The following is a 23,761-nucleotide window of genomic DNA, read 5'->3' as shown; positions in this document are numbered from 1 at the left end:
TTCACTCACGCCCACTCCTTTAAATCAATACTAAATCATCACGATGAACGACTTCTTTACTTGGGCAATATCCCAATAACACTTCAATGTGAGATGAATTATTACCTTTAATTTTTCTTAAGTCACCACTGTTATATTGGGAAATTCCCTTGGCAATAATCTGCTTATTATTTGCTAAAGCAATGGCAACCAGCTCTCCTTTTTCAAATTCACCATCGACTTTAACTAGACCACTGGCTAACAATGAAGCGCCGCGATTAACCACAGCATTGGCAGCGCCCTGATCGATGGTAATAGTCCCACAGGCCGTTAAAGTGTGCTTAAGCCAATGTTTTTTGGCTTTCATAGGCGATTGTTGAGCCACAAAATGGGTACCTGGGTTTTGCCTTTGTAGCAGCTGATCAAACACCTCACTGCGGCTGCCATTAACAATATAAGTATGAATGCCATGCTCACAGGCTTTTTCTGCGGCTTGTATTTTGGTGGTCATGCCACCTGTGGCTAGTTTATTCGTGGTGCCTGTTGCCATCGCATACACTGAACCATCAATTTTTGTGACCTGAGGAATTAACGTAGCATCCAAATGCTTGTTTGGATCTTTATCATAGACACCATTGACATCGCTTAAAATAAATAAACAGTCAGCCCCGCTTACCATGGCTACCATAGCGGCAAGATTATCGTTGTCACCAACTTTTAACTCTTTGGTGGCAACGGTGTCGTTTTCATTAACAATGGGAATGACCTTATTTTCTAGTAATACTCGTAAGGTATTTTTAATATTCAAATACCTTGGCCGATGACGCAAGTCGCCATGAGTAATCAGAAGTTGCGAGCAAGGAGTGTCAAAAAAACGTTGCCAATTCGCCATCATCTGCGTTTGCCCAATGGCCGCCATCGCTTGTTTCATCGCTATCGATGGGTTCGCTGATCCGTGGGCAATATACCCTCTCCCAGCAGCAACACTGCCAGATGATACAATGATGATTTCCTTGCCTCTGGCATGACATTGACTGATAAACCGAGCAATCGCCAATATATAATGACCACTGCATCCGTTACCATCTGGTGCGACTAAAGCGCTGCCGACTTTGATCACTGCCCGTTTAAAATCCACCCATACCCCTTAAGTCACTCTGTTAACTGTATAATTACAGCGATTTAGTGTGTGTTAACCTTCATTATCTATAGAAAACCGTAATTTAGCCGAAACTGCAACTATCTTTTGAGTATAAATTAGACACTTTCACCTAGGGTAGGATTAATGTATTCTAAATAGTTAAAACATTGACAATAATAACCAGAAGGATGGGAATGTTTGAGCTTATACAATCATGGTTAATCAACTATGGTATCTCAGAGCAATACGTAATGCTGTCTGCGGCTGCAATCAAAGTCATTTTATTAGGCATGATTTGTGTTTTCAGTTTTTATATTACCAAATACCAGGTGCTAAGAATTGTCAGTAAAATTGTTAGTAAAACGACAAACAAGTTAGATGATTACTTAATCAGCCATCATGTTTTTAGTCGCTTGGCTTGGTTAGTGCCTGCAACGGTATTGCTTGCCCTAGCCCCTGTTGTTGTCGGCGATCACCCCAAGCTGGTCTTGGCCTTAACGGTTTTTGCTCGAATCGCTATTACGCTGCAAGTAGCCCGATGCATTAGTGCTTTATTGAACGTCACCAATAGTGTGTTTCAAGAGTCCAGCAAAGAAAGGTATCTGCCCTTAAATGCCACCACGCAATTATTGAAACTGGCGGTTTATTTAGTTGCAATCATTTTAGTCATAGCCACTATTTTAGATAGATCACCGATTTATTTACTCAGTGGTCTTGGCGCATTAACAGCCGTTTTATTGTTGATCTTTCAAGACACGATTAAGGGCTTAGTCGCCAGCATTCAAATTTCGGCCAATAAGATGGTTGCGCCTGGTGACTGGATTGAAATGCCACAATATGGTGCCGATGGTGACGTATTGGAAATTGCTTTAAATACAGTCAAAGTTAAAAACTGGGACAACACAATTACCACTATTCCCACTTATGCGTTGATTAGTGAGTCATTTAAAAACTGGCGTGGAATGTCATCTTCAGGTGGTCGACGGATAAAGCGCAGCTTAAGTATTGATATGGCCAGTATTCAATTTTGTTCAACAGAGCTTTTACAGCGCTTATCTCAATTCACCTTATTACACGATTACCTGAACCAAAAACAAGATGAATTACAGCAATACCATCAATTAAAAGGATTGGATGAAAACAACCTTAATCGACGCCAACTCACCAACATTGGCACCTTTCGAGCCTATATCAATGCTTATTTAAAGCAACATCCCAACGTCCATCAACATATGACATGCATGGTCAGGCAACTGAAACCTACCGACAAAGGTTTGCCTCTGGAGCTTTACTTTTTTAGCAATGATATCAAATGGGTAAATTATGAAGCCATTCAAGCCGATATTTTTGATCACCTGTTAGCCATTGCCCCAATGTTTGATTTACGCGTGTTTCAAGCACCATCGGGTTACGACTTTCAACAGGTACAGATGCTGCCTGCAAGCAAAGTTAGCGTTGGCGGATAACCCCTTCTTGTGAAGTCGAGGCTACAAGCTCACCCGCTTGGTTAAAAATTTTACCGCGGACCAAGCCTCGACCACCACTCGCGGAAGGACTATCGATATCGTATAACAGCCAATCATCAAAGTGGACGGGGCGGTGAAACCACATTGCGTGATCGATAGTGGCAATTTGAAAGTTTTTTGACCAAATGCTTTTGCCGAGCGGGTGTATCGCTGTCGGTAAAAAATTATAATCGGATGCGTACGCCAGCAAGTATTTGTGAATGCGTTGATCATTTGGCATCACATCTATTGCTTTCATCCATACTTGATTTTTGGGCTCTGATTTTTGCGGATTAAGCCAGTCATATTGTTTTACCGGCCGAAACTCTATCGGTTTAGGTGCAAAAACCGCATCGTGCATGAACGCCGGAATTAGGTGCTTTTGTGCAAGTAAAATTTCTTGCATTGATGGCAATTGTTCTGGCGGTGTCACCTCTGGCATAGGATCTTGGTGACTAAAGCCTTTCTCTTCGAGTTGAAACGAGGCCATCATATTAAAAATGATTTTACCCTGTTGCATGGCTTGTACTCGACGAGTACTAAAACTGCGGCCATTGCGCGTAATATCAACCAAATAAGTAATGGACTTGGTCGCATCACCGGGCCTTAAAAAATAGCTATGAAATGAATGCAAGTGCCTTTCTGGCTGTACCGTTTTTTTGGCTGCCGATAATGCCTGGCCAATCACTTGGCCACCAAAGACATTGCGAAAACCCAAATCTTGACTCTGGCCGACAAACAAATTGTCATCCAATTGCTCTAATTCCAACAGCCCTAACAATTCGTTTAATACATTTCTCATAAAAACATTTCCTTTTTTGAATACCTCTTGAAAATAAACAAGCCCTTGATATACCGAGCATTAAGCGAGAACAAAAATAAAAAAGTGAAGAAAATCCTGATATTCATAAAATTTATTCTAATTTTTTTATTAAAAAGTTTACACAGTAAAAACTTTGACTATAATCTTGATCAGGGCTAGTAAGTTAGCTCGTCCAAGGCAAACCTAATGAAAATTAGGGACGCAAAGTTTCCGGTCTACAAGTATGTCGGTGTTTGGATATCTCAAACAAAGGTTTACTTACGATAGCGGGACTGCCGAGTAAGATACAGTGGGGGCTTATCTTTCACTTTAGTTCTAATATTAAACTGGTCCTTTGCGTGCCTTGCCTTCCAAATAATAAAACCAACTTCGTGTTGGTTTTTTTATGTCTGCCAATCAGTAATTCCTTACTTAATGACAGACAACTTCATGTTTAGAGCAAAAGATTACATTACGATGGCTGTTCGATTTGCTGTTTTTTATTGGCAATATAGGACTCGATAATAGACTCTAATAACGACAATGGTATCGAGCCGTTCTTTAATATCTGATCATGAAATTCTCGTAAATCAAATTTCCCCTTAAGCTCCTTTTCCGCCTGCATGCGTAACTTTTTAATGGTTAGTTCACCTAACTTGTAAGATAGAGCTTGCGCCGGCCAAGAGATGTAGCGGTCAATTTCGGTGCGTACATTATGTAAAGATAACGCCGAGTTGCTGGCTAAAAATTCCATTGCCTGCGCACGTGTCCAGCCCTTAGCATGCATGCCAGTGTCAACCACCAATCGAACCGCACGCCACATTTCGTAGGTTAAACGACCAAAGTCTGAATAAGGATCTTGGTAAAAGCCGGCTTCTATGCCTAAGTATTCAGCGTATAAGCCCCACCCTTCGCCAAAAGCTGAGATATAGGTTTGATTGCGAAAAGCCGGTACATTTTCCATTTCTTTAGCAATACTGCCTTGTAAATGATGCCCTGGTACGGCTTCATGCAAGGTTAATGCTTCAAGTACGTAGAGCGGACGACGATCGAGGGCGTAGGTATTAACCCAATAGTTTCCCGGTTGATCGTCACGACTTGGCCCGGAATAACGTCCGGTTGTATATTTGGGGGCTATACTGGCTGGAACTTCAATGACCCCATACGGACGACGGGGCAATGTTTTAAATAAACGAGGTAATTGCGCATCCATTTTTTTAGCAATATACGATGCCTCTTTTAACAATTCTAATGGCGTCTGAGCATAAAACTGAGGATCGGTACGCAGAAACTGAACAAAGTCAGCAAAACTGCCATTAAAGCCAACGGATGCAATAATAGCTTCCATTTCTTTGCGAATACGAGCCACTTCTTTTAGGCCTATTTGATGAATTTCGTCGGCCGTCAGTGGCAACGTTGTATAGTGTTCAATTCGGTTTTGATAAAACGTCTTACCATTGGGTAACTCTGTCGCCGCAATTGATTCCCTTGCATTTGGCAAGTAGGTATTCACCATAAAGTCATAGTAATCCTGATACATCGGATTAATCACGTGTAAAATAATGTGCTTAGCTTGGGCTTGCAAAGCCTGCTGTTGGTCACTACTTATATGCGTTGGCATACGGGTAAACGGTTGATAAAATTCGCTTTTCTCTGGGTCTTGCTTAATAAAAGCAAGAATCGAGTCTTCAAAGCCCTCAAGGACCACTTTTGGTTGGGTTATACCTTTAGCAATGCCTTGTTGCATCCAATATGTTTGTTGTTTGAAATACTTAGGTAACGCTTTAAGACGCTCAAGATAACGCTGATAATCTGACTTCGAATTAAATGCTGAACGCTGACTTATTGAAGAGACATAAGCATGAAATCCAGCCTCTGAAGTCAAAGGCATGTAGTGATCAAAATAAGTATAAGAATCTATACTATTTTTTAATTTATAAGCCAAGATAGTATGGTTAATCTTATCCTGTTGCGACAAAGACGATAGATCAATCGCCATCAAGCGCTGATATATGTTAGTTAACTGGGTATTTTTATCGGCTAGAGCCTTGGGCGATATATCGTAATAAAGCAGGTCGTTTTCTTCGATAAATGGATTAATTGAACGTTGATATTGGGCTTCATCGGCTATGATTTCTGCCAAGGAGTCTTTTGCGGATGTTGGTGTTGCGGTTGAAGAACAACCAAGCATAAAAAACGACAAGCATAGTATAAAGAAAGATTGTTTTATCATAATGGCTTTGTACTCTTAATAATTATAATGATTGAGACTCTACGGGCTTTTTAGAGCTTGCTGGAGTTGTTCTATTTGCAATTCACTAAAGACTTGAATCTGATGTTGCAAAAGCAAGGTGGCGGTTACTCCCATCCCCTCTATTTTTTGCCCTGAAAAGGAACCATCATAAACAAAATTAGCCCCACATGACGGACTAAACTCTTTTAATAAGGCAAATTTTATTTGATGCTGCTGACACAATGCTAAGGCTTTATTGGCACCTTGGATAAAGGCCTTGGTGACGTCATGACCAAATTCATCAAACACTTGGTCTTTATACTGCTCTGCTCTTGCTCTTGGTATTGACAACCCTCCTGCGACCTCTGGACACAAAACCACGAAACGATTTTGTTGATGCCACTGTGTTATCTGCGGATGAGCAATGGCTTTGGCCTCACCATCATAGCGGACTTTATTTCCAAGTAGACAACTACTGATCAGTATTTTTTCCAATTAATCTATCCTGTTGAAATTTTATCGGGTTGTGAACAGCAGCGTTGAAATTAGCATTTTTCCCCCTTAATGAACAGATAATAGAACTGAAAATGTTAAGGATAAAAATCAAAACGCCTTGATATACAACAATTTATAAATGAAGAAAAACGTTAAAATGGTTAAATATATATCATCTTACGGGATGACGTTTCATCCTCTTCATTACAATAATAACTTATTGAGGTAGTTTAAAACTCAATGAAAGCCTTTTTGCAATCGATGTTAGCTAGCGCTAAAGATTTATTACCCATAGTACTGGTGATTACATTCTTCCAACTTTTCGTTTTAAAGCAACCCATGCCCAATTTATTGACTATTTTAGTTGGCTTGCTCATGGTGGTTACCGGACTCACCTTCTTTGTGTTTGGTCTGGAAAAGGCTTTGTTTCCTCTAGGCGAAAGCATGGCCAACGCCTTCGCTCGTAAAGGCAGTGTATTTTGGCTATTGATATTCGCTTTTTTTCTCGGCTTTGGTACCACCATCGCTGAACCGGCGTTAATTGCGGTCGCAGCAAAAGCAGGGGAAATAGCAGCAGAAGGTGGGGTTATTGCAACAAACAAGCAAGCAATTAATGCCTATGCCCTTGGTCTGAGAATAACCGTGGCTTTATCGGTTGGCGTGGCCATTGTATTAGGGGTGATCAGAATATTAAAAGGTTGGCCAATACAACGAGTCATCATCATTGGTTATATGTTGGTTGTAATTATGACTTACTTCGCTCCCCAGAGCATTATTGGCATAGCATACGATTCAGGCGGGGTGACAACATCCACCATCACGGTGCCTCTTGTTACCGCACTCGGAGTGGGTTTAGCTTCGGCGATTAAAGGGCGCAATCCAATGCTTGATGGTTTTGGTTTGATTGCGTTTGCGTCTTTGTTACCGATGATTTTTGTGATGATTTACGGAATGGTTTACTAATGAACTATATTATTGACTTATTTCAAACTTTTTTCTCCACCGTCGTCGATGTAGCACCGATTGTCGTTATTTTGGCGGTGTTTCAATTTGGTGTATTACGTCATCCTGTGCCCAATTTAAAAGCCAAACTGATTGGTCTTTTTTATGTCATTTTAGGGCTTGCTTTATTTTTACTGGGACTTGAAAAAGCCTTATTCCCCTTAGGCGAGTTAATGGCGACCCAACTGACCGCACCGGAGTTTATTAACCAAAACAGTCTAGGTTCAATTGACTGGACCAGTTATTACTGGGTGTATTTATTTGCCTTTGCTATTGGTTTTTCTACCACCATAGCCGAACCGTCACTATTAGCCGTAGCGATTAAAGCCAATCAAGTCTCTGGCGGCACGATTGGTCTTTGGGGTTTACGACTTTCTGTCGCTTTAGGCGTTGGTATTGGAATTACCCTTGGGGTCTATCGCATTGTCGTCGGTGATCCGATCCATTACTACATTATTGTGGGCTACATTCTGGTGGTCATTCAAACCTACTTTGCCCCCAAAATGATCATACCACTGGCATATGACTCAGGCGGTGTAACAACGTCGACGGTCACAGTCCCCTTAGTTGCGGCACTGGGTTTAGGCCTAGCTACAACCATAGAAGGTAGAAGCCCACTAATTGATGGCTTTGGATTAATTGCATTTGCCAGTTTATTTCCAATTATTTCGGTCATGGCATACGCACAACTAACTGAATATATGTCACTAAAATACAAATCAGGAGCTCAGCATGCACTTTAAACTGATTGTTGCTTTGATCAACGAAGAACTCACCGACACCGTCGTCGATACAGCACGTGCTGCAGGTGCGACTGGGGCCACGGTAATAAACCATGCCCGTGGCGAGGGGATCAACAAGAAAACGACCTTTTTTGGCTTAGATCTTGAAGTCCCTGTCGATGTCATTCTATTCATTGTTGAAGAGCACCTTTCGCGCCATATCCTCGAGACTATCGACAAAGCAGCCGGTTTTGACACCAAATCTGGCGCCGGAATGGCCATTCAAATAGATATTCAAGATGCGGTGGGCGTAGCGCATCAAATTCACGAATTGGAAAATGTGGTTAAGGATAAATTATGAGAGAAAGAAAATACGTTGCCGTAGAGAAAGCAATGGACAACAGTTTTATCATTTGTGATGGCCTTGAAACTGTTGCAGAAGCGATAACGAAGGTAAAGCAACAGCATGTTAATACCATTATTATTCAAAAGCGTCATCCACAAGATGAATATGGAGTGGTATTACTCAGTGACATCGCTAAGCAGGTGATAGCGAAAGATCGCTCACCTGAGCGCACCAACTTATATGAAATTATGACCAAGCCAGTACTTGGAGTATTACCGGATATGGATGTGCGCTATTGCGCCCGCTTATTTGAGCAGTTTGGGTTAAACCGTGCCCCGGTCATTAAAGACCATGAGATTTTAGGCATGGTGAGCTATGATCACATAGCATTAAGTTGATCTTAAAAACGCAAAAGAGGCCTTTGAGCCTCTTTTGCGTTTTATCTCGTTAGGTAGCCACATTTTCTTGTGTTAACGTTTTCTAGCACGCTCTTGCCTAACCCACATATAAACACCCGTGGCTGAAAGAATGATGATCAAAATGGCCACCATATCCATTAGAAGAACCCCAATATCACCAAAAAAGCGCCCACTGTGTAAATCCAAAATAACACGCTCCCACGTTAATAATTTACTTTTAAATTGCTTTGCAAGCTGAGGTTTAAGCTGTTCATCGACGGCGCCAGCGATAGGCCAAGCTACTTGCTGTTCAGTTTCGACTGATTGCCATGAGTACATCTCATCATAGCTCGCAAACACCCCATCAGTGGTATTGAGGTAAATGGTGTGATCGCGTACCGCTAAATGAGTAATATTCGTTGGCAGTTGAGATAAAGCGTCTAAAATATCGACCAATTCACCCGCTTGATTAAAAATATACAAACGCTCTTCACTGGCGATAAGGATAAATGGGGCCCATAATTCGATCCCCTTGATGCCAGCTTGGGCATCTAATAATAAAGTACCTTGCCACCATACTTGTTGGTCGAGAACATAAGCGGGTGCTTGCTCATGAAGTGGGTAAGTTTGAAATTTTTGCGGTGACTTGATGCCATAGTGATCGTGTAACCAAGACCATGACACCCCTGTTTTATCCAGTTTTAATGAATTGGCATGATTAATAAAAATACCACTTAGAGCTAAAAAAATGAGAAAAACTGCCAGCCAAATTCCCAATAGACGATGGCTTTCTCGTAAGTGTTTTATCATTTTAACGTGAACGGAACGTTGGGGTTTATTTCTCATAACGATTGGTATCGGCGGTTTTTTCTACGCTTCTTTGAGTATCGAGCCATAATGCCACACGAGATAGTTTGGTTAAAGCCCTTACCGATAAAGTAGCTCCTGTAATACCATCGATATGCCTATCTAAGGTCATATCGGATTGCAATTTAGCATCTATAAATTGATCAGTAAAAAATGGGTATTTGACTTCATCGCCACGACTTTCACGATAAACCAATACTTTGACTTGCTTTAATTGTTGCGCCTTAACGACTAACCCCACCGTAATTGGTGACTCTTTGCCTATTTCGTCTAAAATCCATGCGCTGGTATCACCTTGTTGCCAATAGCGAACCCTTAAACGGTTATAAGAATGCGATAATATTTCAGCGATGGTTTGCTTTTGCTCATTGTTCAACCAAATCGTATTTGGTTTTGGTACATCACCGTTAAAGACTTGTTCAACAAACGCCTTAGGTGACATCAATACTTGTTCTGCTTGCGCCATCGGCAATAACATAAATACAGTGATTATCAGCGAGAATACGGTTTTCAAAACGACCTCTTAAGTGCTTATACCCATTCTATTAAGTGTTGATCGATGACCAAAACATCTTTGGCAAATGCCAGTGTATTTGTAACGACGAAAAGCTTAGATTGATTCTAAGCTTTTCGTTGATAAGAACATCTCAAACATTAACGTTTGAATAACTTATCATTAGAATCGGTAGCCAACACCTAGGTTAAAGCCATCGATATCTTTTGCCCCTGTTTGCTTTTCATAATCGGCTTTAAATACCACATCTTCGTGCAGATAGTAGTTAAAACCAACATTGGTTTGGGCTACATCGGTTTCATCGCTGTTACCGTCGTTGTTGTCCCAGTAGGTGTAACGGGCAAACACACCAAATTCGTTGTTAAAGCGCCATGATGGTTCAATGTAGTAACCTAGTTGCTTATCACGACCTAGCTCTTCAGCTTCTGCACCATCAATATTCCACATTGCGTATAATGCTTTTAAACCAAAGTTTTGTTGCTGATAAACAGCGTGCGCAGTAAATAGTGTTGCTGCAGCTTCATCAACCTGAGTACCGTCGCCTAATTCACCACCTTGAGTGATGTCACCTTGATATTGTAAAGAACCCGCAAGTTCTAAACCTGGAATACCCGTGTATTTAATGCGCGTTGTCATCGCTAAATCGTTCGCGGCTGCTTCAGATACTTTTTGACGACCATCACGAGGTTTGTATGAACCTTTTTTGCTGATGTCTAAACCACTGTGTAGAGCGGCATCAACAGCTAAACCTGGTGCAATTTCGTAGTTAAATCCGACACCCGCTTCCCACCAAGTCGTTGGTAGTATATTTTTCTCAACTGGGTTACGTTCTACACCGTAAAATGTTGGTGGCTCATGAGTTTCATTTAACAGACCAACAGGAACTAGGAATAAACCCGCTTTGGCGGTTAACGCGTCATTTACGTCATGTTCGATGTACGCTTGCTCTAGTTCGACTTCACCGTTTTTACCTTCACCGGCTAATGAGTGCTCAAGTTCAAACTCAGAGAAAAAGCGAGTCGTTGAGTTAAACTCAGTATTAAAGAATAAAACAAAGCGGTGAAAGTCTATTTCTTTCTTATCACTGCCATTGGCATCACTTAAATTATTGTAATGCAATTCGCCGTAACCACCGATAGATACTGGCATGCTATTGTTCATATTGTCTTCAACGACTTCAACGGTTGCATTAACGGCTTGTTCCGTTTCATTAATACGACGCTCTAGTTGTTCTAAAATGTCGTTTTGTTTTTCAATGGTCGCTTTTAATTCAGCAATGGTTTTAGCGTCATCGGCAGCATAAGCACCCGCTTGGGCGAACAAACCGATCAATGCGGTTGCAAGCAATGTACGTTTCATAAATTACCCTGTAATCGTTAATATAAGTGATCTAAAGTTGTTATTGCGGTGAAGTGTAATTCAAGAAGGATGTTAATGCAAACCATTATCATTTAGATTAAGGTTTTTTTGATCAACCTCAATAAAAATAATTTTAAAGATGCCTTATAGCAATAAAAAGGCGCCCTTAAGCGCCTCTTGAGTTAACTTTTTGTTAAGTTATAGTTGTTCTCTTATGACTTCATAAATGATCGGATTTGATTGCGGCGCTTGTTCAGAAAATTGCATATTTTTAAGATAGTTTTGCTCTCCTAAGTCGGCATTTTCTTCGCTATTACCATGGACCCGTGCGATAACATCACCAGCATTTACTTTACTGCCAATCGGTAATATGGCATCAAAGCCTACACTGTGGTCAATCGCTTGATCATTACTGACTCGCCCGCCCCCCATAGAAACAACGGTCATTCCGATTTCTCGAGTTCTCATAGCACTGATGTAGCCAGTTTGAGGGGCTTTTATATCACGAATAACGGCGGCTTTAGGCATACTCTTCCATGGGTTTTCAAATAAGTCACTTGGTCCCCCCATAGCGCTGACCATAGCGGCAAACTTTTCAGCCGCTTGACCATTGTTTAAACAGTTTTCAATTAATTGTTCGGCTTGTAAACCGCTTTCGGCAATGCCAGCATCAAGAAGCATCGATGTTGCCAAGGTACTCACAACTTTATGCAACCTGGGATCGCGATTAGTTCCCGTTAGGTAGCCAATGGTTTCCATTATTTCTACCGCATTACCGGCACTGTTACCAAGCACTTGGTTCATGTCGGTAATAAATGCTTGCGTTTTTACCCCTGCACCATTTGCGACATTAACAATACTTTGGGCCAATTCACGAGCTTCATCAGCATTTTTCATTAATGCACCATTGCCTACTTTCACGTCCATAACCAGCGAATCTAAACCGGCTGCCAGTTTTTTTGATAAAATGGATGCGGTAATTAATGGAACCGAATCTACCGTTGCAGTGACGTCACGGATGGAATATAAGCGTTTATCTGCAGGCGCTAAATCGCCGGTTTGCGCAATAATCGACATTCCTACATCAGACACAATTTGCTTAAATCTTTCATTTGACGGGGTCACATCAAAGCCAGCAATACTTTCTAGTTTATCAACCGTACCACCGGTATGACCTAAACCTCGCCCAGAAATCATCGGCACGTAAGCGCCATTGGCGGCGACAATGGCGGCCAGCATAAAACTGACTTTATCACCGACACCACCTGTTGAATGCTTGTCGACAATGGGACCATCAAGCTCAGGCCAGTCCAACTTGATCCCTGAAAGCATCATTTGTTGGGTTAAGGTAACGATTTCTTGCGTTTGCATACCTTGTAATCTAATCGCCATCGCCATGGCACCAACTTGAGCATCAGTAAAGCTCCCATCAGTTAAGCCTTTGACAAACGCCACGATATGTTCGGTAGATAGGGTTTCACAGTCTCTTTTTGTACGAATAACTTCTTGCGGTAAAATCATCAGACTCTCCAAAGATTAATTAGCCAAACAAAGACTAATCAGCAATTTCAATCCTACACAAAGAGTGTCATTGCAACGACTCTTTGAGCAACCATACAGACGACTTATTTGGTTAAATTTTTCGGGGTAAAGGCATTGGGTAAAATGTCTTTTACCTGCCAACTCACTTCATCCCCTAAATGGTTATATACCGATACATAGGCATCTTGCTCTAGAAACTCAGCAATGACTTGCCGACAGGCACCACATGGGGGAGTTAATTGCTCTTGTTCGGTGTAAATAATTAAGGTTTCAAATTCACGTTCACCGGTCACAATAGCCTGGCCAAGACAATTCCGTTCAGCACAGTTGGTTAAGCCATATGACGCATTTTCCATATTACAGCCATTAAAAATTTTCCCGCTTTTTGCAAGCGCGGCAGCGCCAACATGAAAATTACTATAAGGAGCGTATGCATTTTTAAAGGCTGCTTTGGCGGCTGCAATAAGGGCTGCTTTTTGCGAAGTGCTCATAAGTGTTCCTTGTTTGACGGGTTCAAAAACGATACTAATAAGCATTGATGATAATGCCCAATATCGCAACCAGCTGAAGTTAAAAGCGCGACTTTAATTAGGCTTTAATTGAATGGCCCTTATTTTATTAGATTTGTTTTTTGAGATTTCATTGGGTCATTGGGATTTGAACCCCACAAGCAAAAATGTCACTCTTATCACTGCTAAGGGTGACTGTATGTTACGAAATGCTGGCAACAAGCCCTAACGTAGATGGTCGCAAGGGCTAGATAAATCAATTACAGCAAATTGGCAGGGGAATATTGATCGGTAAGTACTTTATAGTCTGATGATGGTTTGTGCTGTATGCTCATAAACGATAACACTTCTTTTAAATCAACATCAAACTTTTGCAGCAATGGGCTTAACATCGGCACCTGCTGTTGCCAGTTCTGTTTCGCCTGTTGATCTTTTACAACCATAATGATGCGATTACCAAATACTTTAGGGTTTATTAAACTGTAAAAGTCTCCAAACACATGATGGTAAGTTGCTGTTTCATGGTGAAATAACTCACTGGTAGAAAAAGTATTTGCCACCAATACCCCTTGTGCCGACAACAGAGAATCGGTTTCTTGTAAGAACTCTTTGGTTAATAAGTGCTCTGGAATATATTCGCCATTAAAAGCATCCAAAATAATTAAATCGTATTGTTTGTTTTGGCGCATGGCTCGTTTAATAAAAATCCGACCGTCTTGGGCTATCGCTTTGACTTTTTTGCTTTGCTTAAAATCAAAATACTCTTTCGCTACTCGAATAATCGCAGGATCTATCTCCACATTATCAATGGTAATATCAGGATATAGGCGCAATAAAGTATTTGATAAGGTGCCACCACCTAAGCCAATAATCAACACAGATTTAGGCTCCGGATTGAATACCAATGACGACATAGCAAACTTAGTATAATTAAACACTAACGCATCGGGATCATCTTTATAAACACATGACTGGCTTGATGTTTGTCGTTTTACCGAAAACTTCAAACAACGTTTATTACCAGTGTCTTCGATTAATATATTGCGATAAAGCGAACGCTCTTCTTTAATCACCTCTGCTTGGCTGATGGCACTATAACCAATGATAAATAAGAACAACAGGCAAACGGCATTAATAGGAAGTTTGAACATGTTTTTCCTCCTGCTTTGAGACACTAGCCCAGACAATAGAACACAAACCTAGAGCAAACAATAAACTGCAAAATGAGACAACAATGGTGTTGACCTCGAACCACAGCACTAAATAGAACGATGTCGCCAAGGTGCCAAGCGCACTACCAAGAGTAGAGACAAAATATAATACTCCAGCAACATGGCCACTCTCTTGGTGATTCGATACCAATAAACGAACGGAATAAGGTGAGATCATCCCTAAAATAATTGTTGGTATAAAAAATAGCAGCATAGAAGCGATTAATGAGCCATAGCGTGCATCTTCAATATGATCAAATACCCAATTCAGCATCGGGGTTGCCCATAGAGCAATAGGCAGCAAAGTAATCCCGGCAAGCACAAAGATACTACCGTATCGTTTTAATGACGGAGTTGACAAAGACCAACGCCCACCAAGCAAATAACCTAAAGATAATGACAGCATGAAGACCGTTATAATACTGCCCCACACATGCACGCTTGAGCCAAAATAGGGTGCTAAAATTCGACCACCAAGTAATTCAATTCCCATAATCGAAAAACCACTGGTAAATGCCATTAAGTAAATAAACGGGTTTAAAATGCTTTTTATCATTGTCATTAGTACTGCTTAATCAAAATTTAGATGATTTAACTTATCAGATCATAAGCAAGGCAACAATCTTTGAAAAATAAACAAGGAAAAACAACAGTTTTGACGATGAATAAACTCGTCTTCATGTGTTTATTTTATGATGCGATAATTGCTATATAAGGGACTTGGCAATTAAGCATTGACCCAAACGGTCATTAAATCTTTGCCCCTGTGGGATGCTCTGTAGTATAACCTAAGCTAGGTAATAAAAATTAGAATAAACTGACACATAGACCCAGTGCTCAGTGGTGACCATATCGAATGAAAATATTAAACCGCCTTTCTCTGCGCGATAAAATCGCACAAAAACTGATTATTGATTTACGCTATTACAATCAAGATAGCGCTAATGAAAATGACCAACGCCCCTTAACCGTGCTACCTGCAGAACTGGCCAAGTTAATAAGTAATTCGAATCTTGGTGGGGTGATTTTATTTTCTGAAAATTTAGACAATAGTGATCAAATCATTCAGTTGACGCACGACTTGCAACATGCCGCTAGCGCTTCTTCTTCTGGCTTACCACTGTTTATAAGTATTGATCAAGAAGGTGGTCGAGTGTTTCGCACCAAAAGATCTCAAACCACGGGATTTAGTGGCAACATGGCCATTGGGGCAACGTATAAACAGCATGGCCACTATTATGCAAAAAAAACAGCCGAAGTGATTGCCAAAGAACTTAAAGTTTTAGGGATTAATGTCAATCATGCTCCCACCATCGATATAAACTCCAACCCGAAAAATCCAGTCATTAATGTCCGCTCGTTTGGTGAAGATGCCAATATGGTGGCCGAACTGGGCTGCGCGCAAGTAAAAGCATTTGAGCAACAAGGGATCATTGCTACCTTAAAACATTTTCCTGGCCATGGTGATACAGACACCGACAGTCATACTGGATTACCAAGAGTAGAGCGCAGTAGCAAAGCCGTGCATAAAGTGGAAATAAGTCCATACAAACAGATTTTTGCCACCAAGCCTCCTGGCATGGTGATGAGTGCGCATATTCAATACCCAAGCTTAGATAGCAGCACCTTGCTTACCAAAAATGGTAAGCAAATCATCAAACCCGCGACCATGTCACGAGCTATTATGAGTGACTTACTTCGTGAGCAATTAAACTATCAAGGTGTGGTTGTAACTGATGCCATGGATATGGCTGGGATCAGCGACTTCTTCACCCCTTTGGATGCCATCATCCATACCTTTGCTGCTGGGGTTGATATCGCAGTGATGGCATTAAAAATTCGTTGTAAAAGTGATATTGCAAAATTTGAACAAAGCCTGGATTTCCTAACCAAAGCCGTTCGTGACGGTAAATTAAAATTAGCAGACATTGACAACTCGCTAATGCGTATTATTAAGCTAAAACAAGATTTTGAATTAACCCAAGCTTATGATGTTTCAGTCGCGAAACAACAACAAAAGGCCAAACAAATCTTAGCCAACCCTTTACACCGAGAACTGGAACGCCAATTAAGTATTGATGCGGTGACTCAAGTCACAGGTCACGCTAAAGACGTGATCATAAATACAAGCGATAAAGTGCATTTAATTATGCCAGATGAGCCCAAATGCCTGGCGTTGAAAGCCGCGCTAACATTGGCATTACCAAACCTACAAGTGACTTATACAAATGCCTTAAAATTTGACTCTAAAACAACTGATAGCCAAATTAGTCAAGCGGATGTGGTTATAGGCGCTCATATCTGGCCCAAGCAAAGCGCCGCCGAAATAGGTGGTATGGATGACTTAGTAGCAAACATCACCAAAAGTGAACAGGTTGTTGATGCAGATAAGATTTTTAAGCTGTTAAAAAAAGCCAAACAAATACGTAAACGGGTCATTTTTGTCAGCTTACGTACCCCATATGAAATAAGTCGATTTGTGCAGGTAGCAGATGCGACCTTGGTTACTTATTCTTACACTACCTACACCGAAACCGTTGAAGGCAATGCTGACAAAGCTAAAATAAATAAGACAATTATTAGAAGCCCAGCATTGGCGGGCTTAGCACAAGTTTTAGCGGGAAAGGCACTTGCCAAGGGGCATTTGCCGGTAACAGTAGCGGGTATTTAATCATGGCGATAAAAAGTCAGCAAGGCCAGAGCCGATACATTATCAGGCAATATTTTCTACCGCCATACGCTAAATCAATGAGGTAAACATGACTGCTATTATCCAACCAGAACAATTTTTTGATGGCTACAGGATGACAACAAATTACTGCTTAATCATCGAAGACGGTAAAATAAAAGATATCGTCAAAACCGATGATTTAACCGAACAGCCAATTGTTGTCAGAGGCACGTTAGCACCTGGATATATTGATCTGCAAGTAAACGGCGGAGGCGGCGTTTTATTTAACAATCAACCTGATATTGAAGCCATAAAGACAATCTCGCAAGCCCATGCTAAATTTGGCAGTACCGCTATATTGCCAACGCTTATTACCGATAATATTAGTGTTATGAAACAGGCCGCTGATGCGGTATCAAGCGCAATAAAACAAAAAATTCCTGGGGTATTGGGTATTCATTTTGAAGGGCCTCATTTATCAGTGACCAAAAAAGGGGTGCATAGCTCTGATTTTATTCGCCCCATAAGTAATGCAGAATTGACACTCTACACTCGCCAAGATCTGGGTATCGTTATGGTTACCTTGGCACCTGAAAACGTCAGCCCAGATCAGATAAAAACCCTTGCTGAAGCTGGGGTGATTGTGTGTCTAGGTCATTCTAATGCCAATACGCAAACGGTTAAATCGGCACTGGCCGCTGGCGCGAGTGGTTTTACCCACCTTTTTAATGCTATGTCGCCCTTTCAATCTAGAGAGCCAGGTATGGTTGGTACGGCATTATTGGATGAACAAAGTTGGTGTGGTTTGATTGTTGATGGGCATCATGTTCATTACGATGCCTGTAAGTTAGCTCTCAAAACCAAAGAAAAAGGCAAAATATTTTTAGTCACAGATGCGATGGCGGTAGTCGGTACCGATGAACAAAGCTTTCCATTTTTTGGTTCAAAAATTCTCCGCAGCGACGACAGGTTAAATGCGCTCACTGGCGAACTAGCTGGGAGTTGCTTAGATATGGCAACCGCTGTTAGAAACAGTATTTATCACTTAGGCTGCAGTTTTATAGAAGCAAGTAAGATGGCCTCTTTATATCCTGCTGAGTTTTTAGGAATACATAGGCAAGGCCATTTAACAGTTGGTGCTGATGCCAATTTTGTTGTACTTAATAAAGACTATCAAGTACAACAAACTTGGATTAATGGCGAGATGGTTTATCAACACCCAAGCTTTGTCTAGAGTTTATAGGCTTTTTTCAGATAACAGAGAAATAGGGATCCTTGCTTGGGTGATTGAGCCGCACACAGCTTCTTTACTGGCACCGGTAACCGCTATGCTGTTACCTGCAAGACCATTAATGCAGCGATAAGCTAACCAAGCAAATGCCATCGCTTCCATATAGTCACTGCTAAGCCCCTCTTGCTCAGATGTGTTTACAGACCATTCGTACAAGTGTTGCTGTAATGATTTTAAAATGCTGATGTTTTTAGCGCCCCCACCACAAACTAATAACTTACCTGCTGGCAAGTTTGATAGAGCCGATACGATAGGGCGTACGGTAAGTTCAACCAAGGTTGCCATAACATTTTCAGCGGAGATGGCTTGATCAAATAAGGCTAAACGCCCTTCTAGCCAAGCTAAATTAAACAGCTCTCTGCCTGTGCTTTTAGGTGCTGGTGCCCTAAAGTAAGGTTCGGATAATAGGATGTTTAGTAATTTTTCATTAACACGGCCTGATCTCGCATATTCACCTAAATTATCATATGCTTTTGCTAAGTTCTTTTGGATCCAAGCATCTAATAACACATTCCCTGGGCCGGTGTCATAGCCCTGTAATGGCGTAGGGTTAACAATAGAAACATTGGCTATACCGCCAATGTTAACAAATACAAGGCTCTTATCTTTATCTTGTGCCGCTAACAATGATTGATGAAATAATGGCACTAATGGTGCTCCTTGACCACCAAGAGCCAGATCCATACTTCGAAAATCATGAACGGTGGTGATCCCTGTTCTTGCCACTAAAATACTGGGATTAACCAGTTGCATGGAAAACGGAAACTGATCATTGGGATTATGAAAAACGGTCTGACCATGACAACCAAGAGCAATAATATTCGACGCTTTTAATTGCTGTTCTAAAAGAAATAAATTAACCGCATTAGCGTACGCTAGACTTAATCTTTCGGTTAAATTCCCAAGCGCATGTAGGCTGGTATGCTGTTTTTCACATAACGATAACACATCGTTTCTTAAAGACTTTGCAAAGGGATACTCTTTGCCACAAATAAAACGACAACCTAAACTAGTTTGTTCGATTAAAGCAACGTCAATACCATCAACACTGGTGCCAGACATAATACCGATATAAAAACCATACTGAGGTTCGCTAGTCGTAGTCATTATCACCCTTTTCAATAACTTAATGTTCTAAAATGAATTTTCTAAACTAGCATAAAGTGAGCCCATTGTAGAGTAAACAGATTATATTGGTAATAAAGCTACTCAGAGGGACTGCTACCTTTGCCGTTCCTCAAAAAGGGGGATTAGATTAGCTTTAACGCTTTAGTGCTTAAAGGATTAAACGCTGCAAGGTGGCAAGGAAGGAGATCCTCGCCTTCGCGAGGATGACGATATGGTTAACAAGCATCGTCATTGCGGCGAACAACTGCATGGATGCAGGCGCTAGAGCAACGCACAAGCAGTTGCCGAGTATGGAACCTCGTTGAGATTTTAGCAGGCTATAACGCTTAAAGGCTTCAAGGATAAAAGGTTGTAAGGTGGCAAGGAAGGAGATCCTCGCCTTCGCGAGGATGACGATATGGTTAACGAGCACCGTCATCCCATCATGTTTTACGACTGCATGGATGCAGGAGGTAGAGCAACGCAGGAGCAGTTGCCGAGGATGGGACCTCCATCGGGTGCGAGGTGGTTGAAATTTTCAAAAAACCAGAACGTAAAAAAGCCCTTAGCGTTAGCTAAGGGCTTTCTTTAAATAGGAGCCTAGCGATAAGCCACATGGATGTGGTGAATATCGAAAATGCAGGGAGGCAATTTTCGATAACTACGTAGTAGGTCGAGCGGCACTTCACTGATTCTGAAATGCAAAAAAGGCTGCCCAGTGGACAGCCTTTCTTTAAATAGGAGCCTAGCGATGACCTACTCTCACATGGGAACTCCCACACTACCATCGGCGCTGTTGCGTTTCACTTCTGAGTTCGGCATGGGATCAGGTGGTTCCACAACGCTATTGTCGCTAGACAAAACTTGTTAAACAATTTGAAATCTAATATTAAACGCTACTCAATTCTTACAATGCGTGATGTTTCAGACATACAATCTTTAAAACCTCTTGGGTGTTGTATGGTTAAGCCTCACGGGCAATTAGTATCAGTTAGCTCAAGGCCTCGCAACCCTTACACACCTGACCTATCAACGTCGTAGTCTCCGACGACCCTTTAGGGGACTCAAAGTCCCAGTGAGAACTCATCTCAAAGCCTGCTTCCCGCTTAGATGCTTTCAGCGGTTATCAGTTCCGAACATAGCTACCGGGCAATGCCATTGGCATGACAACCCGAACACCAGCGGTTCGTCCACTCCGGTCCTCTCGTACTAGGAGCAGCCCTCTTCAATTCTCAAACGCCCACGGCAGATAGGGACCGAACTGTCTCACGACGTTCTAAACCCAGCTCGCGTACCACTTTAAATGGCGAACAGCCATACCCTTGGGACCGACTTCAGCCCCAGGATGTGATGAGCCGACATCGAGGTGCCAAACACCGCCGTCGATATGAACTCTTGGGCGGTATCAGCCTGTTATCCCCGGAGTACCTTTTATCCGTTGAGCGATGGCCCTTCCATACAGAACCACCGGATCACTATGACCTACTTTCGTACCTGCTCGACGTGTCTGTCTCGCAGTTAAGCTGGCTTATGCCATTGCACTAACCGTACGATGTCCGACCGTACTTAGCCAACCTTCGTGCTCCTCCGTTACTCTTTGGGAGGAGACCGCCCCAGTCAAACTACCCACCAGACAGTGTCCCCAATCTCGATAAGAGACCTAGGTTAGAACATCACGCATACAAGGGTGGTATTTCAAGATTGGCTCCACAACATCTGGCGACGTTGCTTCAAAGCCTCCCACCTATCCTACACATGTAGGAGCAATGTTCACTGTCAAGCTATAGTAAAGGTTCACGGGGTCTTTCCGTCTAGCCGCGGGTATACGGCATCTTAACCGCAAATTCAATTTCACTGAGTCTCGGGTGGAGACAGTGTGGCCATGATTACGCCATTCGTGCAGGTCGGAACTTACCCGACAAGGAATTTCGCTACCTTAGGACCGTTATAGTTACGGCCGCCGTTTACCGGGGCTTCGATCATGAGCTTCGCTTGCGCTAACCCAATCAATTAACCTTCCGGCACCGGGCAGGCGTCACACCGTATACGTCATCTTTCGATTTTGCACAGTGCTGTGTTTTTAATAAACAGTTCCAGCCACCTGGTTACTTCGACTGACCTCAGCTTAAGGAGCAAGTCCCATCACCAAAGTCAGCGTACCTTCTCCCGAAGTTACGGTACTATTTTGCCTAGTTCCTTCACCCGAGTTCTCTCAAGCGCCTTAGTATTCTCTACCTAACCACCTGTGTCGGTTTGGGGTACGGTTCCTTATAATCTGATGCTTAGAAGCTTTTCCTGGAAGTAGGGCATCAACAACTTCAATTCCGTAGAATCTCGTCTCGTATCTCAGCCTTAAGAAGAACCGGATTTACCTAATTCTTCAGCCTACATACTTTCACATGGACAACCAACGCCATGCTTGCCTAGCCTGCTCCGTCCCTCCTTCGCAATTATAAGAAGTACAGAAATATTAATCTGTTTCCCATCGACTACGCGTTTCCGCCTCGCCTTAGGGGCCGACTTACCCTGCCCTGATTAACATGGGACAGGAAACCTTGGTCTTTCGGCGGGGGAGTTTTTCACTCCCCTTATCGTTACTCATGTCAGCATTCGCACTTCTGATACCTCCAGCATGCTTTACAACACACCTTCAACGGCTTACAGAACGCTCCCCTACCACTTGAACCTAAGTTCAAATCCGCAGCTTCGGTGCATAGTTTAGCCCCGTTACATCTTCCGCGCAGACCGACTCGACTAGTGAGCTATTACGCTTTCTTTAAAGGGTGGCTGCTTCTAAGCCAACCTCCTAGCTGTCTATGCCTTTCCACATCGTTTCCCACTTAACTATGACTTTGGGACCTTAGCTGGCGGTCTGGGTTGTTTCCCTTTCCACAACGGACGTTAGCACCCGCAGTGTGTCTCCCGGATAGTACTCATTGGTATTCGGAGTTTGCAAAGGGTTGGTAAGTCGGGATGACCCCCTAGCCTTAACAGTGCTCTACCCCCAATGGTATTCGTCCGAGGCTCTACCTAAATAGATTTCGGGGAGAACCAGCTATCTCCCGGCTTGATTAGCCTTTCACTCCGACCCACAGGTCATCACCGCATTTTTCAACATACGTGTGTTCGGTCCTCCAGTTGATGTTACTCAACCTTCAACCTGCCCATGGGTAGATCGCCGGGTTTCGGGTCTATGCCCTGCAACTAAACGCGCAGTTAACACTCGCTTTCGCTACGGCTCCCCTATTCGGTTAACCTTGCTACAGAACATAAGTCGCTGACCCATTATACAAAAGGTACGCAGTCACCTAACAAGTAGGCTTCCACTGCTTGTACGTATGCGGTTTCAGGTTCTATTTCACTCCCCTCACAGGGGTTCTTTTCGCCTTTCCCTCACGGTACTGGTTCACTATCGGTCAGTTAGGAGTATTTAGCCTTGGAGGATGGTCCCCCCATATTCAGTCAAGATTTCTCGTGTCCCGACCTACTCGATTTCACGGTAAGTTTATTTTCGTGTACGGGGCTATCACCCTGTATCGCTGCCCTTTCCAGAGCATTCCACTAATTTACAAACCGCTTAAGGGCTAATTCCCGTTCGCTCGCCGCTACTAAGGAAATCTCGGTTGATTTCTTTTCCTCGGGGTACTTAGATGTTTCAGTTCTCCCGGTTCGCCTCATTAAGCTATGTATTCACTTAATGATACCTGCCTTACGACAAGTGGGTTTCCCCATTCGGACATCTGTGCCTATAACGCCTTTTATCGGCTTAACACAGCTTTTCGCAGATTAACACGTCCTTCATCGCCTCTAACTGCCAAGGCATCCACCACATACGCTTAGTCACTTAACCATACAACCCCAAACGGTCTTGCTCGTTATTAGTCGTTTCTACGGCATTGTCTTCTGATTTCTCTCGATTACATAACACGTTATGCGCATTTCGAGAAAACATTGACGGCTTTGCAGAAGCGCCTAATTCCGTCGCAATACAGCCAATTAACTGACCGTATTTGCTTGGACTGTTCGGTGACTAAACCGAACTAACTGTATCGCCTGACATTTTCACG

General features: G+C 42.4%; 19 protein-coding genes, 2 rRNA genes and 1 riboswitch. Of the genes, 7 read left to right on the top strand and 14 right to left on the bottom strand.

The features are described 5' to 3' along the window. Nucleotides 1-19: 19 nt before the first annotated feature. Nucleotides 20-1,117: a glutamate 5-kinase gene (gene proB, locus ACAY00_RS01895; RefSeq protein WP_371376478.1), complete on the bottom strand. Its 1,098-nt coding sequence runs from the start codon at nucleotides 1,115-1,117 to the stop codon at nucleotides 20-22. Between the two features lie 197 nt (nucleotides 1,118-1,314). On the opposite strand from proB, the gene ACAY00_RS01890 reads away from it, so the two are divergent. Further along, a complete protein-coding gene (locus tag ACAY00_RS01890) occupies nucleotides 1,315-2,586 on the top strand; it encodes a mechanosensitive ion channel family protein (RefSeq protein ID WP_371376475.1) in 1,272 nt (423 codons plus the stop codon). Here ACAY00_RS01890 and tesB read toward each other — a convergent pair. The 3 genes from tesB to ACAY00_RS01875 all read right to left on the bottom strand — a co-directional run bounded on the left by tesB (nucleotide 2,570) and on the right by ACAY00_RS01875 (nucleotide 6,155). Next, nucleotides 2,570-3,427, bottom strand: coding sequence for an acyl-CoA thioesterase II (gene tesB, locus ACAY00_RS01885; RefSeq protein ID WP_371376471.1), 858 nt, complete (start codon nucleotides 3,425-3,427; stop codon nucleotides 2,570-2,572). The two genes, ACAY00_RS01890 and tesB, sit on opposite strands and share 17 nt — an antisense overlap. Before the next feature lie 187 nt (nucleotides 3,428-3,614). Beyond that, nucleotides 3,615-3,728, top strand: a riboswitch (cyclic di-GMP riboswitch). A gap of 171 nt (nucleotides 3,729-3,899) precedes the next feature. After that, nucleotides 3,900-5,660, bottom strand: a complete 1,761-nt coding sequence (locus ACAY00_RS01880; RefSeq protein WP_371376469.1) for a DUF885 family protein — start codon at nucleotides 5,658-5,660, stop codon at nucleotides 3,900-3,902. Between the two features lie 39 nt (nucleotides 5,661-5,699). Further along, nucleotides 5,700-6,155 (bottom strand): DUF523 domain-containing protein, encoded by a 456-nt coding sequence (locus tag ACAY00_RS01875; RefSeq protein ID WP_371376466.1) that lies wholly within the window; start codon nucleotides 6,153-6,155, stop codon nucleotides 5,700-5,702. 240 nt (nucleotides 6,156-6,395) lie between these two features. Between ACAY00_RS01875 and ACAY00_RS01870 the strand changes: the two genes are divergently transcribed. The 4 genes from ACAY00_RS01870 to ACAY00_RS01855 are packed head-to-tail and all read left to right on the top strand — an operon-like array spanning nucleotide 6,396 to nucleotide 8,623. Further along, nucleotides 6,396-7,118: a DUF1538 family protein gene (locus ACAY00_RS01870; protein ID WP_371376463.1), complete on the top strand. Its 723-nt coding sequence runs from the start codon at nucleotides 6,396-6,398 to the stop codon at nucleotides 7,116-7,118. After that, on the top strand, nucleotides 7,118-7,900 hold the full coding sequence (locus ACAY00_RS01865; protein WP_371376460.1) for a DUF1538 domain-containing protein: 783 nt from the start codon (nucleotides 7,118-7,120) through the stop codon (nucleotides 7,898-7,900). The genes ACAY00_RS01870 and ACAY00_RS01865 overlap by 1 nt, the downstream gene beginning before the upstream one ends. Then, a complete protein-coding gene (locus tag ACAY00_RS01860) occupies nucleotides 7,890-8,240 on the top strand; it encodes a P-II family nitrogen regulator (protein WP_371376458.1) in 351 nt (116 codons plus the stop codon). Before ACAY00_RS01865 ends, ACAY00_RS01860 begins: the two co-directional genes overlap by 11 nt. After that, nucleotides 8,237-8,623 carry a CBS domain-containing protein gene (locus ACAY00_RS01855; RefSeq protein WP_371376455.1) on the top strand — a complete coding sequence of 129 codons (387 nt, stop codon included), beginning with the start codon at nucleotides 8,237-8,239 and terminating at the stop codon, nucleotides 8,621-8,623. The genes ACAY00_RS01860 and ACAY00_RS01855 overlap by 4 nt, the downstream gene beginning before the upstream one ends. A gap of 72 nt (nucleotides 8,624-8,695) precedes the next feature. On the opposite strand, the gene ACAY00_RS01850 is transcribed toward ACAY00_RS01855, so the two are convergent. The 7 genes from ACAY00_RS01850 to ACAY00_RS01820 form a co-directional block, all read right to left on the bottom strand. Beyond that, complete coding sequence (locus ACAY00_RS01850; RefSeq protein ID WP_371376452.1) at nucleotides 8,696-9,469, bottom strand: PepSY-associated TM helix domain-containing protein; 774 nt, start codon at nucleotides 9,467-9,469, stop codon at nucleotides 8,696-8,698. After that, nucleotides 9,459-10,004, bottom strand: coding sequence for an FMN-binding protein (locus ACAY00_RS01845; RefSeq protein WP_371376449.1), 546 nt, complete (start codon nucleotides 10,002-10,004; stop codon nucleotides 9,459-9,461). Before ACAY00_RS01845 ends, ACAY00_RS01850 begins: the two co-directional genes overlap by 11 nt. Nucleotides 10,005-10,166: 162 nt before the next feature. After that, complete coding sequence (locus tag ACAY00_RS01840) at nucleotides 10,167-11,363, bottom strand: porin (protein ID WP_371376445.1); 1,197 nt, start codon at nucleotides 11,361-11,363, stop codon at nucleotides 10,167-10,169. Nucleotides 11,364-11,561: 198 nt separating this feature from the next. Continuing rightward, entirely contained in the window at nucleotides 11,562-12,884 is a 1,323-nt protein-coding gene (gene deoA, locus ACAY00_RS01835) for a thymidine phosphorylase (protein WP_371376442.1), read from the bottom strand. Between the two features lie 104 nt (nucleotides 12,885-12,988). After that, a complete protein-coding gene (locus ACAY00_RS01830) occupies nucleotides 12,989-13,396 on the bottom strand; it encodes a cytidine deaminase (protein ID WP_371376439.1) in 408 nt (135 codons plus the stop codon). A 278-nt stretch (nucleotides 13,397-13,674) separates the two neighbouring features. Continuing rightward, a complete protein-coding gene (locus ACAY00_RS01825; protein ID WP_371376436.1) occupies nucleotides 13,675-14,565 on the bottom strand; it encodes a spermidine synthase in 891 nt (296 codons plus the stop codon). Further along, nucleotides 14,546-15,187, bottom strand: coding sequence for a fused MFS/spermidine synthase (locus ACAY00_RS01820; RefSeq protein WP_371376433.1), 642 nt, complete (start codon nucleotides 15,185-15,187; stop codon nucleotides 14,546-14,548). The genes ACAY00_RS01825 and ACAY00_RS01820 overlap by 20 nt, the downstream gene beginning before the upstream one ends. Nucleotides 15,188-15,481: 294 nt before the next feature. Here ACAY00_RS01820 and ACAY00_RS01815 point away from each other — a divergent pair, with 294 nt between their 5' ends. After that, complete coding sequence (locus tag ACAY00_RS01815; RefSeq protein ID WP_371376431.1) at nucleotides 15,482-17,296, top strand: glycoside hydrolase family 3 protein; 1,815 nt, start codon at nucleotides 15,482-15,484, stop codon at nucleotides 17,294-17,296. Nucleotides 17,297-17,384: 88 nt separating this feature from the next. Further along, nucleotides 17,385-18,530 carry an N-acetylglucosamine-6-phosphate deacetylase gene (gene nagA / locus ACAY00_RS01810; RefSeq protein WP_371376428.1) on the top strand — a complete coding sequence of 382 codons (1,146 nt, stop codon included), beginning with the start codon at nucleotides 17,385-17,387 and terminating at the stop codon, nucleotides 18,528-18,530. A 3-nt stretch (nucleotides 18,531-18,533) separates the two neighbouring features. Here the strand turns inward: nagA and ACAY00_RS01805 are convergent, their stop codons facing one another. From ACAY00_RS01805 to ACAY00_RS01795, 3 genes are all read right to left on the bottom strand, one after another. Beyond that, nucleotides 18,534-19,694, bottom strand: coding sequence for an anhydro-N-acetylmuramic acid kinase (locus ACAY00_RS01805; protein ID WP_371376425.1), 1,161 nt, complete (start codon nucleotides 19,692-19,694; stop codon nucleotides 18,534-18,536). Nucleotides 19,695-20,437: 743 nt separating this feature from the next. Continuing rightward, nucleotides 20,438-20,552, bottom strand: a 5S ribosomal RNA gene (gene rrf, locus ACAY00_RS01800). 102 nt (nucleotides 20,553-20,654) lie between these two features. Beyond that, nucleotides 20,655-23,544: ribosomal RNA gene (locus ACAY00_RS01795) — 23S ribosomal RNA — on the bottom strand. Nucleotides 23,545-23,761 lie beyond the last annotated feature (217 nt).

Origin of the sequence: Thalassotalea sp. 273M-4, from assembly GCF_041410465.1 — a bacterium.
GTDB classification, from domain to species: Bacteria; Pseudomonadota; Gammaproteobacteria; order Enterobacterales; family Alteromonadaceae; genus Thalassotalea_A; species Thalassotalea_A aquiviva.
Note: the sequence above shows the minus strand (reverse complement) of the source record. Positions and strands in the feature narration are given on the sequence as shown.